Origin of the sequence: Bacillus cereus group sp. BfR-BA-01347 (assembly GCF_022663835.1) — a bacterium.
Classification (GTDB): Bacteria; Bacillota; Bacilli; order Bacillales; family Bacillaceae_G; genus Bacillus_A; species Bacillus_A thuringiensis_K.
The window spans coordinates 21,381-36,932 of the sequence record NZ_JAKUGG010000022.1; the positions used below are offsets into that span (position 1 = coordinate 21,381).

Genomic DNA, 15,552 nt, shown 5'->3' on the forward strand with positions numbered 1-15,552 from the left:
GGACGAGGCTGAATAAGCTTTCAATAGAGTATGTCTGGAATCAGGAGGTCGATAGCAGGATGAACTGGTATGGAATGCGAGCACATGAAGTGGAAGAAAGAACGAATACGAATGTAAAGGTTGGACTTACAGAGAAAGAAGCAGAAGGGCGAGTAAAGAAATTTGGTACTAATGAATTAGAAGAAGCAAAAAGGCCTTCTGCACTAATGGTATTTTTAGCACAGTTTAAAGATTTCATGGTACTCGTTTTGTTTGGAGCAACAATTGTTTCTGCGTTTTTAGGTGAATACATTGATTCTATTGCTATTGTTGCCATTGTTATTATCAATGGTATTCTCGGCTTTTTTCAAGAAAGAAAAGCTGAAAAATCATTGGAAGCTTTAAAGGAACTAGCCGCTCCGCAAGTTACTGTAATGCGGAATGGAAAGTGGGTAAAAGCACCATCTAAAGCACTTGTTTTAGGGGATATTATTAAGTTTTCCAGTGGTGATCGTATTGGGGCTGATGTGCGTCTTGTTGAGGCATCAAGTTTATATATTGAAGAGTCTGCTTTGACAGGGGAGTCCGTACCTGTACAAAAGAAGGTAGAAGCATTGCAAGGGCAAGATGTTGCAATAGGGGATCAAAAAAATATGGCTTTTATGGGGACAATGATTACGCGAGGATCTGGTACAGGAGTTGTTGTAGCAACTGGTATGAATACAGCGATGGGGCAAATTGCAAATATGTTGCAAAATGCAGAGCAAATGGAAACGCCACTGCAAAGAAGGTTAGAACAGCTCGGAAAAATATTAATTATTGTAGCTCTTATTTTGACAGCGCTCGTTGTATTGGCTGGTGTGTATCAAGGGAATGAAGTATATCATATGTTTTTAGCTGGCGTATCGCTAGCTGTTGCGGCTATTCCAGAAGGATTGCCAGCAATTGTTACAGTAGCTTTATCACTTGGTGTACAGCGTATGATAAAAAAGAGAGCAATTGTAAGGAAGTTACCGGCCGTAGAAACGTTAGGCTGCGCTTCTGTTATATGCTCTGATAAAACGGGAACAATGACGCAAAACAAAATGATGGTAACACATATGTGGTCAGGCGGAGAATTGTGGAAAGTGACAGGGCAAGGATATGAACCTAATGGCTCTTTTATGAAAGGTGAAAAAGAAGTGAATCCAGCTAAGACAAAATCACTTTATCAGCTACTTACATTTGGTTCACTATGTAACAATGCAAATATTATTCAAAAGAAAAAGGCGTACGTATTAGATGGAGATCCAACAGAGGGAGCGCTTGTAGCTGCAGCAATGAAAGCTGGGATAACACGTGAGGCGTTGAAAGGGAAATTTGAAATTATTCGTGAATTTCCCTTTGATTCAACTCGAAAAATGATGAGTGTTATTGTACGAGATCGAGAGGGGAAAAAGTTTATTGTTACGAAAGGAGCACCTGATGTTCTTTTGCAAATGAGTCAAACAATCTTATGGGGAGATAAGCAGCAGCCGTTAAGTGAGCTATATAGAAAAGAAGTACAGGCGGCTATTCATAGCTTAGGTAGTCAAGCGCTTCGAACAATTGCAGTTGCGTTTAAGCCTTTAAAAGTCACGGATTCTATTGAACATGAAAGAGACGTTGAAAAAGATTTTATGTTGGTTGGGATACAAGGTATGATTGACCCGCCAAGGCCAGAAGTGGCGCAGGCGGTAAAAGAGTGTAAAGAAGCTGGTATTCGAACAGTAATGATTACAGGTGATCATAAAGTGACAGCAATGGCGATTGCTGAACAATTAGGAGTTTTACCACCAGATGGACGCGTTGTTGAAGGCGTAGAACTCGCGAATATGGATGTGGAGGAATTAGAAAATGTTGTAGAAGATACGTATGTATTCGCTCGTGTATCACCTGAACATAAATTAAAAATTGTTAAGGCACTGCAAAATCAAGGACATATAGTAGCGATGACAGGTGATGGAGTGAACGATGCTCCAGCGATAAAAACAGCGGATATTGGGATAGCGATGGGAATTACAGGGACAGATGTTGCGAAAGAAGCCTCTTCACTTGTTTTACTAGACGATAATTTTGCTACAATTAAATCAGCAATTAAAGAAGGAAGAAATATATATGAGAACATACGTAAGTTCATTCGCTACTTATTGGCGTCAAATGTTGGAGAAATTTTAGTTATGTTATTTGCGATGTTACTTGCATTACCACTGCCGATGGTTCCTATTCAAATTTTATGGGTGAACTTAGTTACTGATGGTTTACCAGCGATGGCATTAGGTTTGGATAAGGCTGAAGGAGATGTGATGAAGAGAACACCGCGCCACCCGAAAGAAGGGGTATTTGCTAGAGGGCTTGCGTGGAAAATAATAAGTCGAGGTTTTTTAATTGGGGCAGTGACGTTAGTAGCGTTCATTATTGCGTATAACCAACATCCAAATGAACTGAAATATGCACAAACTGTAGCGTTTGCGACGTTGGTACTTGCTCAGCTTATTCATGTATTTGATTGTCGCAGTGAGCATTCTGTCTTTCACCGTAATCCATTTGGGAACGTGTATTTAGTAGGGGCGGTTATTATTTCGTTACTACTCATGCTAGTGGTTATATATTATCCACCGTTACAACCGATCTTTAGCACAATGCCGATACAAGCAAGAGATTGGTTATTAATTGGAGGTTTGTCATCAATTCCGACTTTCTTACTAGTAGGCTCTTTATTAACAGGGAAAAAGGCTAAGAAGAAAAAGTCGATGTTATATAAGAAGGGATTAAACTTGAAATAGTCAATGTTATGAAAATGTGATATAATTTACAGAAGGTAGTAGAGCCTTGTCTCTATTACCTTTTTCATTGAGTTATTTTATGGCTTGGATGTGATAAAAATGATTTCTAGTATGACAGGGTTTGGAAGATCGAAAGTAGAAAGTGATACTTTTCAAATTACAGTAGAAATGAAATCGGTGAACCACCGTTTTTTAGAGATGAGTATTCGACTTCCTAAGCAAATGATGGTATTTGAGGACAAAATTCGTAAAATAATTGCACAGCAAGTTCGACGTGGACGCATTGAAGTGTCTATTAGTATAGCGGGTGAAGGACTTGTTGAAAGAAAATTAAGTGTGAATTGGTCACTTCTTGAGCAGTACCAATCGATGATGGAAGATATAAAAGGGAAATTTCAATTACAAGATTCTATTACACTTCAGCAATTAATGGCAATGCCAGAAGTAACAGCAATTGAAGAAATAGAAAATGTAAATGAACATTTTGAGAACAGTTTATATGAGGCTGTTCGTCAAGCTGCTCATATGTTGAAAACGATGAGAGATGGCGAAGGAGAACGATTACATAAAGATATAGCGTATCGTTTACAAGAGATTAGCAATTGTGTAAATGCAATTATTCCACATGCACCAATTGTTACACAAAAATATCGTGAACGATTAGAAAATCGCTTAAAAGAATTACATAATCAAGATCTAGATGAACAAAGATTGCTAACAGAAGTCGCAATCTTTGCAGAGCGTTGTGATATTCATGAAGAGTTAGTTCGTTTGCAAAGTCATTTAGAGCAATTTCGTGAAACACTGCAGATTGAAGAGCCTGTTGGAAGGAAAATGGATTTCATCGTGCAAGAGATGCATAGAGAAATTAATACGATTGGTTCTAAGGCAAATGACTTAACAATTTCAAAATATGTTGTAGAAATGAAAAATAACCTTGAAAAAATTCGTGAACAAGTACAAAATATTGAGTAGCTTTCAAAAAATATGTAAAGTTATACGTGGTGGAGAAATCGGATAGACTTACTAGGAGGCGCAAACTATGGCCATGCGGTTTTTAAATATTGGATACGGAAATATTGTATCTGCTCATCGAATTATTGCTATTGTAAGTCCGGAGTCAGCTCCTATTAAACGAACAGTACAGGAAGCACGCGAACATAATGCTTTGCTTGATGCTACGTATGGGAGAAAAACAAGGGCGGTTATTGTTATGGATGATGGGCATGTTGTATTAAGTCCAATTCAACCAGAGACGATTGCACATCGTTTGAATAATAAAGAAGATTTAAGTGAGGAAGGGTAGGTTTTACATATTTATGAGAAGTAGAAGAGGATTGCTCATCGTTCTTTCAGGGCCTTCTGGGGTTGGAAAAGGGACGGTTCGTAAAGAGCTGTTTAGCCATGAGGATACACGTTTTCAGTACTCTATTTCAGTAACGACACGTAAGCCGCGTGAAGGTGAAGTAGATGGTGTGGATTATTTCTTTAAAGAAAGAGAAGAATTCGAGGAAATGATTCGTAATGAAAAATTACTTGAGTGGGCTGAGTTCGTAGGTAATTATTACGGAACACCGATTGACTATGTTGAAAAAACATTACAAGAAGGAAAAGATGTATTCTTAGAAATTGAAGTGCAAGGAGCAATTCAAGTTAAGAAAGCTTTCCCAGAAGGTGTATTTATTTTCTTAGCACCTCCAAGTTTATCTGAACTAAAGAGCCGTATTGTCGGACGTGGTACAGAGACTGAAGATGTTATTGAAAATCGTTTAACTGTAGCGAAAGAAGAAATCGAGATGATGGACGCTTACGACTATGTAGTAGAAAACGATCAAGTTGAATTAGCTTGTGATAGAATTAAAGCCATTGTGGTTGGCGAACATTGCCGCCGCGAAAGGGTAGCAAAATATTATAAAGAAATGACGGAGGGTCTATAATTATGTTAAATCCATCAATTGACTCATTACTACAAAAAATCGATTCTAAGTACACATTAGTAACAGTAGCTGCAAAACGCGCACGTGAAATGCAACTTGCTAATAACTGTGTTGTAGAAAAACCTGTTTCTCATAAATGTGTAGGTAAAGCATTAGAAGAAATCGATGCAGAAGCATTAAGCTACGTACCAAGTGAAGATAAAGTAGCTGAATAAGCCTTTGCCTTCGACAAAATAAAACATAGACTTTATAATTTTCTATGTAACGGTAACAACCTATTTACAAGTAGGTTGTTATTTTTTTACGAAAGGAATGAAATATTGGTACTGACGAGCTGAGAATTCTATTTCAGTATTATAAGTTTGAAAAAGAAAGAGGACGAGTCATATGCTAAAAGGGAAAAAGATACTTCTATGTGTAACAGGAGGCATTGCGGTTTTTAAAGCAGCTGCGTTAACAAGTAAATTGACACAATCTGGCGCGATTGTAAAAGTAATGATGAGTGAGTCGGCAATGAAGTTTGTTACGCCTCTTACATTCCAAGCGCTTTCTCGCCATGATGTATATACGGATACATTTGATGAGAAAGACTCAGCTGTTATCGCTCATATTGATTTAGCAGATTGGGCGGATGTTGTACTTGTCGCACCTGCTACTGCCAATTGTATTGGAAAGTTAGCTAGTGGTATTGCAGATGATATGATTACAACTACTTTGTTAGCTACTACAGCTCCGGTATGGATTGCGCCTGCTATGAATGTGCATATGTATGAAAATAAAATTGTTCAAAAAAATATGATGACATTGAAAACGCTAGGATATACATTTATTGAGCCTGGGGAAGGCTTTTTAGCATGTGGATATGTAGCGAAGGGACGACTAGAAGAACCTGAAGCAATTATTGCACGTTTAGAGGAAGCTTTCTCAGAACACAAACCATTGCAGGGAAAAAGAATATTAATAACTGCTGGCCCGACACGTGAAAAGGTTGATCCAGTTCGCTTTATGACGAATTTTTCTTCTGGAAAAATGGGGTATGCGATTGCGGAAGTGGCAGCGAATTTAGGCGCTGATGTTATACTCATTTCAGGACCGACAGCATTAAATCCACCGTTACATGTAACGACAGTGCAAGTGGAATCTGCACAAGATATGTTAGAAGCAGTTCTTCAACATTATCAAAACGTAGACGTTGTCATTAAAACAGCAGCAGTTGCAGATTATCGGCCGAAATATGTTCATGATAATAAAATGAAAAAGCAAAATGGTGATGCTGTCATTGAACTCGAAAGAACGGTGGATATTTTAAAAACGTTAGGTCAGAAAAAGAATAAACAGTTACTTATCGGTTTTGCTGCTGAAACGACAAATGTAGAGGAATATGCAACGAAAAAATTACGTGAGAAGAATGCAGATATGATTGTCGCGAATGATGTAAAAGCACAAGGAGCAGGATTTGGCACGGATACGAATATTGTAACAATGTATAGAAAAGATGGAAAAGTTATTGAGTTGCCACTTTTAATGAAAAAAGAGGTAGCTCGTGAAATATTGAAGCAAATTGAAATGATGTTAGAAGATGATCGTTTATGAAATTTGCAAGTGTAATTGTTGATGTACCTGCCCGTCAGACAGATCGACCATTTGATTACATTATCCCTAAAAAATGGGAAGATATTGTACAGACAGGAATGCGTGTAGTAGTTCCGTTTGGGCCAAGGAAATTGCAAGGTTTTATTATTGGGATTAAAGATTCGGTGGATGTAGAAAGTAAGAAGTTAAAGACAATCCATGAAATATTAGATGTAACACCGGTTTTAAATGATGAATTATTAAAGCTTGGATATTGGCTTACAAGTGAAACGTTATGCTACATGATTTCAGCTTTTCAAGTGATGCTTCCAACTGCGATAAAAGCAACATATAAAAAACGTCTACAACTTTGTAAACAGGCAGAACTAGCACCTGAAATACTATATTTATTTCAGGATAAAGAAGCAATTGATTTTGAAGTAATCGAGCAACAGCCACATTTATACCGGACTATTCAACAAGAAATTAAAAATGGTACGGTTGAAGTCGTTTATCAAGTGAAAGATAAGGTACAAAAGAAGAAGCAAAGAGTCGTACAACCGGAGTTGCCAGAAGATAAATTAGAATTAGCAGCATTTGAACTAAAAAGTAAAAAACAACAAGATGTACTTTATTATTTTGTGGAAAATTATAAAAGTGCACCGTTGAAAGTAATTACAGAAGAGTTACAAATAACAGATGCTCCAATAAAAGCACTTGTTAAAAAGGGATTCATTTCAGAAAAGTATGTGGAAGTATACCGAAATCCGTATGACGATGATGATTTTGAACAAACGAAACCATTTCCACTTACGGAGGAACAAAAACAAGTTATTACACCGATTTTATCATCAATTACAAATGAAACTTATAATCCATTTTTACTATATGGTGTTACAGGAAGTGGAAAGACAGAAGTATATTTACAATCTATAGCAGCAGTGCTAGAGAAAGGAAAAGAAGCTATCGTTCTTGTTCCTGAAATTGCACTAACGCCCCAAATGGTGGATCGTTTTAAAGGTAGGTTTGGCTCGCAAGTTGCAGTTCTTCATAGTGCGTTGTCTGTTGGAGAAAAGTATGACGAGTGGCGTAAGATTTTAAGAAAAGAAGTGAAAGTTGTAGTTGGTGCGCGTTCAGCTGTTTTTGCGCCTTTTGAGAATTTAGGGATTATTATTATTGATGAAGAGCATGAATCAAGCTACAAACAAGAAGATAATCCGAGGTATCATGCAAGAGATGTAGCTGTCTGGAGAGGGCAATATCATAAATGTCCTATCGTTCTCGGTAGTGCGACACCAACACTTGAATCGTTTGCAAGGGCGAAAAAGGGTGTTTATGAACTATTAACAATGGAAAAACGTATGAATGAACAAGCTTTACCAACGGTAGAGATTGTTGACATGCGAGAAGAACTTCGTGACGGGAATCGATCAATGTTTTCTAAGGCGCTGCATGAAAAAATAGCAGATCGATTAGAAAAGAAAGAACAAATGGTACTCTTTTTAAATAGAAGAGGTCATTCAACATTTGTAATGTGCCGTGATTGTGGATATGTTGTCCAATGTCCGCATTGTGATATTTCATTGACATATCATAAAATGAATCATCGTTTAAAATGTCATTACTGTAGTTACGAAGAGAATATGCCAACTGAGTGTCCAGCTTGTCAAAGTACATACATTCGTTTCTTTGGTACAGGTACACAAAAGGTAGAAGAAGAAATTACAAAACTATTTCCAGAGGCACGAGTCATTCGAATGGATGTAGATACGACAAGTCGAAAAGGAATGCATGAAAAATTATTAAAGGCGTTCGGGGAAGAAAAAGCAGATATATTACTCGGAACACAAATGATTGCTAAAGGATTAGATTTTCCGAAAGTAACGCTCGTTGGGGTTTTAACTGCAGATACGATGCTTCACTTACCTGATTTTCGGGCGAGTGAAAAGACATACCAGTTATTGACTCAAGTAAGTGGACGAGCGGGTAGACATGAATTGCTAGGGGAAGTTGTGATTCAAACGTATACGCCAGAACATTACAGTATAGAGTTAGCGAAGAACCAACAATATGATGTGTTTTTTGATCAAGAAATGCAAATGAGACGAACAAGACAATATCCCCCATATTACTATGTTGTACTCGTAACTGTATCTCATCCTGAATTATTAAAAGCGGTACAAGTGACGGAAAAAATTGCCTCGTATTTACGAACGCATTGCTCACAGCAAACAATGGTGCTAGGACCAGTTGCTTCAGCAATTCCAAGGATAAAAGATAGATATCGTTATCAATGCATGATAAAATACAAACGGGAACCAAACTTAAAGAACGTGCTCAAAATGGTAAATGAACATTATCAAGCAGAAATGCAAAAAGAGCTACAAATCTCAATTGATTTTAATCCAACAATGTTAATGTAGCGGAGGGAAATATGGCAGTTTTAGAAATAGTAAAGCATCCAAATGAAGTGTTAGAAACACCATGCGAAAGAGTAATTAACTTTGATAAAAAGTTAGTGAAATTGTTGAAAGATATGCATGAAACAATGTTAATTGCGGACGGAGTCGGTTTAGCTGCGCCTCAAGTAGGTGTAAGCTTGCAAGTAGCGATTGTTGATGTCGATGATGATACTGGGAAAATCGAGTTAATCAATCCATCAATATTAGAAAAACGTGGTGAACAAGTAGGTCCCGAAGGCTGTTTAAGCTTCCCGGGACTTTATGGTGAAGTAGAACGTGCCGATTATATTAAAGTAAGAGCGCAAAATCGCCGTGGGAAAGTATTCTTATTAGAAGCGGAAGGATTTTTAGCGCGTGCAATTCAACATGAAATCGATCATTTACACGGTGTTTTATTTACATCGAAAGTGACAAGATATTATGAAGAAAACGAACTAGAATAGGTGTTAAAAGGAGCGGTTTTTAAATGATAAAAGTAGTATTTATGGGAACACCGGACTTTTCAGTGCCGGTGCTTCGTCGTCTTATTGAAGATGGCTATGAGGTAGTAGGTGTTGTGACGCAACCTGATCGTCCAGTAGGTAGAAAAAAAGTATTAACCCCTACACCTGTTAAAGTTGAAGCGGAAAAACATGGTATCCCTGTGTTACAGCCGTTAAAAATTCGTGAAAAAGATGAATATGAAAAAGTATTGGCGTTAGAGCCAGATTTAATTGTAACAGCTGCATTTGGTCAGATTGTACCAAATGAAATTTTAGAAGCACCGAAGTATGGATGTATTAATGTCCACGCTTCTTTACTTCCTGAACTTCGTGGTGGTGCACCAATTCATTATGCAATTATGGAAGGTAAAGAAAAAACAGGTATTACAATTATGTATATGGTAGAAAAATTGGATGCTGGTGATATCTTAACGCAAGTGGAAGTGGAAATTGAAGAGCGTGAAACGACAGGCTCATTATTTGATAAATTAAGTGAAGCAGGAGCACACCTTCTATCTAAAACAGTGCCTTTATTAATTCAAGGTAAGTTAGAACCGATTAAACAAAACGAAGAAGAAGTAACGTTTGCGTACAATATAAAACGTGAGCAAGAGAAAATTGATTGGACAAAAACAGGTGAAGAAGTATACAATCACATTCGCGGATTGAATCCATGGCCAGTTGCTTATACAACTTTAGCAGGACAAGTTGTTAAAGTATGGTGGGGAGAAAAAGTACCTGTAACGAAATCAGCTGAAGCAGGTACGATTGTTGCAATCGAAGAAGATGGTTTTGTTGTAGCAACAGGTAATGAAACAGGTGTTAAAATTACCGAATTGCAACCTTCTGGTAAAAAGCGTATGAGTTGTTCACAATTTTTACGTGGAACAAAACCTGAAATTGGAACGAAGTTAGGAGAAAATGCATGAGACAAAATGTTCGTGAATTAGCTCTTGATGGTTTAATTCAAGTAGAAAAAAGTGGTGCATACAGTAACTTACTTTTAAATAATCTAATTGAAAAGAGTACAATTGATAGAAAAGATATTGGTTTATTAACTGAAATTGTATATGGAACGATTCAACGTCGTGACACATTAGATTATTATTTACAGCCTTTTTTAAAAAAGAAGGTTGAGGCGTGGGTAAGAGTATTGCTTCGCTTATCTTTATATCAAATGATTTATTTAGACCGAGTGCCAGAAAGAGCGGCTATTCATGAAGCGGTTGAGATTGCAAAGCGTCGCGGGCATAAGGGGATTGCTGGTATGGTGAACGGTGTATTACGTTCGATTCAGAGAGAAGGTGTACCTTCTGTAGATGAAATCAAGGATCCAGTAGAACGTCTTGCAATTACAACAAGTCATCCAGTTTGGCTTGTCCAAGAGTGGACTTCAGAATATGGTTTAGAAACTGCAGAAAAAATGTGCGAAGTAAACATGTTACCACCTGTACCAACAGCACGTGTGAATGTTGATAAGGTAACGGTAGAAGAAGCGATTGAGTTGTTGGCAAGTGAAGGTATAGAAGCAAAACGTGGTGACTTGTCAGATGATGCAATTCAGATTGAAAGAGGTAATGTAGCACATACAGAAGCATTTAAAAAAGGATTTCTTTCTATTCAAGATGAAAGTTCTATGCTTGTAGCACGTGCTTTAGAACCGAATACGGGAGATGCAGTTCTTGATAGTTGTGCTGCTCCAGGCGGAAAAACAACGCATATCGCCGAACGATTAAAGGGAACTGGTAAGGTCATGTCCCTTGATTTACATGCACACAAAGTACGTTTAATTAAACAGCAAGCAGAGCGACTGGGTCTAGAAAATGTCGAAACTAAAGCGCTAGATGCTAGAAAAGTGCAAGAGCACTTTGCAAATGAAACGTTTGATAAAATATTGGTAGATGCACCGTGTTCTGGATTTGGTGTAATTAGACGTAAACCTGATATTAAGTTAGGAAAAGATAAAGGCGATAGTGAAAGATTATCGACGATTCAAATTGCAATACTAGAAAAAATAGCACCATTATTAAAGCAAGGCGGTCGTCTTGTTTATAGTACGTGTACAATTGAGAAAATAGAAAATGAACAAGTAATAGAGAAGTTTTTACAAGAACATCCTGAATTTGAATGGGATACTACGCTAAAAGAGCGTATGCCAGAAAAATTAACTCCGTATATTGATGAAGGTCAAGTACAAATTTTGCCGCATTATTTTGCAACGGATGGCTTTTATATTGCTTGTTTAAGGAAGAAGGTGTAGCATCATGGAAACGACTGTAAGAAAACAAAAGAAAAATTTAGAAACGAAGAAACCATCAATTTACTCTTTACAACTTCATGAAATGCAAGATTGGTTAAAGGAACAAGGAGAACCGAAGTTCCGTGCTGGACAAATTTTTGACTGGTTATATAAAAAACGTGTAAAAAATTATGAGGATATGTCAAACCTTTCTAAAGGATTGCGTGATAAATTGTCGAATTCCTTTGATATTACTACTTTAAACACGTTAGTAAAACAAACGTCTTCGGATGGAACAATTAAATTCTTATTCCAATTATATGACGGATATTCTATTGAAACGGTATTAATGCGACACGAATATGGAAATTCCATTTGTGTAACAACGCAAGTTGGTTGTCGTATTGGGTGTACGTTCTGTGCTTCGACACTTGGTGGATTAAAGCGAAACCTAGAAGCTGGAGAAATTGTAGCGCAAGTAGTAGAAGTTCAGCGTGCGCTTGATGAAACAGAAGAACGTGTAAGTTCTCTTGTTGTTATGGGAATTGGAGAACCATTTGATAACTACGATAATTTAATGGGATTCTTACGCATCATTAACCATGAAAAAGGACTTCATATTGGTGCGAGACATATGACTGTTTCGACGAGTGGAATTATCCCGAAAATTTATAAGTTTGCTGAAGAAGATCTACAAATTAATTTTGCGATTTCATTGCATGCTCCAAACTCAGAATTACGTTCAAAATTAATGCCGATTAACCGTGCTTATAAATTACCAGATTTAATGGAAGCTATTAAATACTATGTAAATAGAACAGGGCGTCGTATTACTTTTGAATATGGATTATTTGGAGGAGAAAATGACCAAGTAGAGCATGCTGAAGAGCTTGCTGCGCTCTTAAAAGGTGTAAAATGTCATGTGAACTTGATTCCGGTAAACTACGTACCTGAACGTGATTATGTACGTACGCCACGTGAACAAATTTTCTTGTTCGAGAAAACGTTAAAAGATCGTGGAGTGAATGTAACGATTCGCCGTGAACAAGGTCATGATATTGATGCAGCCTGCGGTCAGTTGCGTGCGAAGGAGCGCAAAGAAGAGACGAGGTGACGAGATGAAAGCCGTATTTCTATCGGATAAAGGAAAAGTTCGTCAACATAATGAAGATAGTGCAGGAGTTTTTCACAATTTAGATGGAAATGTATTAGCGGTAGTAGCAGATGGAATGGGAGGTCATCGAGCTGGTGATGTAGCTAGCTCGATGGCCATTCAATTATTCCATGATTATTGGAAGCAAACACATAATATGAATGAGCCGAAAAAAGTAGAACAATGGTTACATACTAGTGTTGGGATTATTAATGAGCGTATATATGAATACGCTCAGCAAAATGCGGAATGTAATGGTATGGGAACAACGCTTATAATAGCTGTTTGTACACCAAGCTTTGTGACAATAGGGCATATAGGAGATAGTCGTTGCTATATGGTATCAGAAGGAGAAATGACTCTAGTAACGGAAGATCATTCACTTGTAAATGAGCTTGTGAAACATGGTGAAATTTCGAAGGAAGACGCAGAGTATCATCCGAAAAAGAATGTGTTATTAAGAGCATTAGGAACAGAAGAAAAAGTTGGGTTAGATGTTAAAACGTTGGTGATTGAGGAAGATGATCAATTACTTCTTTGCTCTGATGGGTTATCAAACAAAGTTTCTATTGATGATATGCGACAAATTTTACAGTTAAATGAACAGCTTGAAGGTAAAGGGCAGCAACTCATTCAATTGGCAAATGATCGCGGTGGAGAAGATAATATCACACTTGTTCTTATTGATTATGCGGGTTCGACAAACGAAAGTAGGTGAAGTGCAACGTGCTGATTGGAAAACGCTTAAATGACCGTTATAAGCTGCTGAAAATGATTGGTGGTGGCGGAATGGCCAATGTATATTTAGCTCATGATGATATACTTGGCCGAGATGTAGCGGTAAAAATATTAAGACTCGACTACTCAAATAACGAAGAGTTTATTAAACGTTTCCATCGAGAAGCGCAGTCTGTTACAACGTTGTCGCATCCAAATATTGTGAATATGTATGATGTCGGAGAAGAAGATGGTATATACTATCTTGTCATGGAATATGTACCAGGGCAAACATTGAAGCAATACATAATTGAGCGAGGGATGTTACCTATAGGAGAAGCTCTTGATATTATGGAGCAGTTAACATCCGCTATGGCACATGCCCATCATTTTGAAATTGTGCATCGTGATATAAAGCCGCACAATATTTTAATTCGAGCTGATGGAATAATAAAAGTAACAGATTTTGGAATTGCGACAGCTACGAGTGCGACAACAATTACACATACAAATTCAGTGCTCGGTTCAGTCCATTATTTATCACCAGAACAGGCACGTGGCGGGATAGCAAATAAACAATCAGATATCTATTCTCTGGGGATAGTTATGTTTGAATTGTTAACAGGAAGACAACCGTTTTCTGGCGAATCTGCTGTTGCTATAGCTTTAAAACATTTACAAAGTGAAATCCCATCACCAAAAAGATGGAATGAAAATATTCCGCAAAGTGTTGAAAATATTATATTAAAAGCAACTGCAAAAGATCCGTTCCATCGATATCAATCTGCCAATGCGATGAAGCGAGATATTGAAACTGCGCTATATCCAGAGAGGATAAATGAGCAACCATTTTACATACCAGAAGATATGGAAGCGACGAAAGCGATTCCGATTATTCAACAAGAACAATTATTTGAAAATGTAAGTGATGAAACAATTGTTTTAAAAGGGAGTAAGGTGGAAGAACCGGTAAGAGCAGAAGCAGCTAAGTTAGATAAGAAGAAAAAACGGAGTAACAAGTGGCTTAAAGTTTTAATTTCAACATTTTTATTTTTAGCAATAGGAATAACATTAGCGCTTACGGTTATTCCAGGATTATTTATTCCGAAAGATGTGAAAGTTCCTGATGTGGCTGGTATGAAATACACGACAGCTGTAAATACATTAGTAGAAAAGGGCTTTGAGGTGACGGAGCCTAATATTGTATATACAGATGATGTTGAAGTTGGGGATGTAATAAAAACGGACCCTGTAGCAGGAAGAGTCGTAAAAGAAAACGCTAAAATTACTATCTATCAATCAGGTGGAAAAAAGAAAAGTAAGATGGCGAATTTCACAGGGCAAAACTTTGAGAGTGTAAAAGCTGAGTTAGAAGAAAAATATAAACAAGTTACAGTAAATTATATTGAAAATGATAAGCCGAAAGGTGAAATTGTAGAGCAAATTCCGACGCCTGATCAAATGGTTATAGAAGCGGAGCAAGAACTGAAAATCTGGGTAAGTAAAGGTCCTTATCAAATTAGACCAGGTGACTTTTCGGGGTGGACTGAAAATAGTGTAACTGGTTATTTGAATGAGAGAAAACTAACGTCAGATATAAAACGAGAGTATTCAGATACAGTCGAAAAAGGACTTGTAATTTCGCAATTTCCAAAACCAGGTACACCATTAAAAGAGGGAGATAAAGTAACTATTATTATCTCTGATGGTCAAAAACCTAAAGTGACTAAAACGGTAAAAGTGGACAATATCTCTATCCTATATGAGCCTGCTGTAACAGGTGAAAAAAAACCGCAAACAATAGAAATTTATAAAGAAGACATGCAGCAAAAAATGGATAGACCGGTTGAAACGAGAACAATTACTGAATCAGCGACTATTTCTTTAGAATTTGTAATTCAAGAAGGTTCAAAGGGACACTATAAAATTGTACGAGATGGAATAACGATTATTGATAAAGAAGTACCATATCCAACTCAATAATAGTGAAAGTCTACTTATTATTATTATTATTATTATTATTATTGCCTGTTATGCTGTCTACAAAGTGGACGGTATAGCAGGCAAAAATATATGATTCAAAAAGCTAGTAAAGTGATGCAGCTGTAAATATTTTTTTGCATTTAATGGGAAATTTAATGTATATTAGCGAAAGTATATATGGTAGGTTTTGAAATCTTTATTTGGAAAAATTAAATCCATTCATT

The 15,552-nt window shown here is 37.1% G+C and carries 13 protein-coding genes; all 13 read left to right on the forward strand.

Going from position 1 to position 15,552, the window contains the following annotated elements; all coding sequences use genetic code 11:
* Nucleotides 1-59 precede the first annotated feature (59 nt).
* The 13 genes from MR143_RS25245 (at nucleotide 60) to pknB (ending at nucleotide 15,328) form a co-directional block, all read left to right on the forward strand.
* Complete coding sequence (locus MR143_RS25245; RefSeq protein ID WP_001104779.1) at nucleotides 60-2,783, forward strand: calcium-translocating P-type ATPase, SERCA-type; 2,724 nt, start codon at nucleotides 60-62, stop codon at nucleotides 2,781-2,783.
* Nucleotides 2,784-2,882: 99 nt separating this feature from the next.
* The gene (locus tag MR143_RS25250) at nucleotides 2,883-3,758 is read left to right on the forward strand and encodes a YicC/YloC family endoribonuclease (RefSeq protein ID WP_000625869.1); all 876 of its coding nucleotides are present in this window, start codon (nucleotides 2,883-2,885) and stop codon (nucleotides 3,756-3,758) included.
* A 67-nt stretch (nucleotides 3,759-3,825) separates the two neighbouring features.
* Nucleotides 3,826-4,089, forward strand: coding sequence for an extracellular matrix/biofilm regulator RemA (gene remA, locus MR143_RS25255; RefSeq protein ID WP_001251456.1), 264 nt, complete (start codon nucleotides 3,826-3,828; stop codon nucleotides 4,087-4,089).
* 13 nt (nucleotides 4,090-4,102) lie between these two features.
* On the forward strand, nucleotides 4,103-4,720 hold the full coding sequence (gene gmk, locus MR143_RS25260) for a guanylate kinase (protein WP_001257741.1): 618 nt from the start codon (nucleotides 4,103-4,105) through the stop codon (nucleotides 4,718-4,720).
* A gap of 2 nt (nucleotides 4,721-4,722) precedes the next feature.
* Entirely contained in the window at nucleotides 4,723-4,935 is a 213-nt protein-coding gene (rpoZ, locus tag MR143_RS25265) for a DNA-directed RNA polymerase subunit omega (RefSeq protein ID WP_000933960.1), read from the forward strand.
* 172 nt (nucleotides 4,936-5,107) lie between these two features.
* Entirely contained in the window at nucleotides 5,108-6,313 is a 1,206-nt protein-coding gene (gene coaBC / locus MR143_RS25270; protein WP_000911760.1) for a bifunctional phosphopantothenoylcysteine decarboxylase/phosphopantothenate--cysteine ligase CoaBC, read from the forward strand.
* Nucleotides 6,310-8,715: a primosomal protein N' gene (gene priA / locus MR143_RS25275; RefSeq protein ID WP_000666709.1), complete on the forward strand. Its 2,406-nt coding sequence runs from the start codon at nucleotides 6,310-6,312 to the stop codon at nucleotides 8,713-8,715. Before coaBC ends, priA begins: the two co-directional genes overlap by 4 nt.
* An 11-nt stretch (nucleotides 8,716-8,726) precedes the next feature.
* Nucleotides 8,727-9,197, forward strand: a complete 471-nt coding sequence (def, locus tag MR143_RS25280) for a peptide deformylase (RefSeq protein WP_000279463.1) — start codon at nucleotides 8,727-8,729, stop codon at nucleotides 9,195-9,197.
* Nucleotides 9,198-9,220: 23 nt separating this feature from the next.
* On the forward strand, nucleotides 9,221-10,165 hold the full coding sequence (fmt, locus tag MR143_RS25285) for a methionyl-tRNA formyltransferase (RefSeq protein ID WP_000598806.1): 945 nt from the start codon (nucleotides 9,221-9,223) through the stop codon (nucleotides 10,163-10,165).
* Nucleotides 10,162-11,496 carry a 16S rRNA (cytosine(967)-C(5))-methyltransferase RsmB gene (rsmB, locus tag MR143_RS25290; protein ID WP_001249684.1) on the forward strand — a complete coding sequence of 445 codons (1,335 nt, stop codon included), beginning with the start codon at nucleotides 10,162-10,164 and terminating at the stop codon, nucleotides 11,494-11,496. Before fmt ends, rsmB begins: the two co-directional genes overlap by 4 nt.
* Nucleotides 11,497-11,500: 4 nt before the next feature.
* Nucleotides 11,501-12,589: a dual-specificity RNA methyltransferase RlmN gene (gene rlmN, locus MR143_RS25295; protein WP_000450541.1), complete on the forward strand. Its 1,089-nt coding sequence runs from the start codon at nucleotides 11,501-11,503 to the stop codon at nucleotides 12,587-12,589.
* Nucleotides 12,590-12,593: 4 nt separating this feature from the next.
* Nucleotides 12,594-13,346, forward strand: a complete 753-nt coding sequence (locus MR143_RS25300) for a Stp1/IreP family PP2C-type Ser/Thr phosphatase (RefSeq protein ID WP_000648704.1) — start codon at nucleotides 12,594-12,596, stop codon at nucleotides 13,344-13,346.
* 8 nt (nucleotides 13,347-13,354) lie between these two features.
* The gene (gene pknB / locus MR143_RS25305) at nucleotides 13,355-15,328 is read left to right on the forward strand and encodes a Stk1 family PASTA domain-containing Ser/Thr kinase (protein WP_000904754.1); all 1,974 of its coding nucleotides are present in this window, start codon (nucleotides 13,355-13,357) and stop codon (nucleotides 15,326-15,328) included.
* Nucleotides 15,329-15,552: the final 224 nt, after the last annotated feature.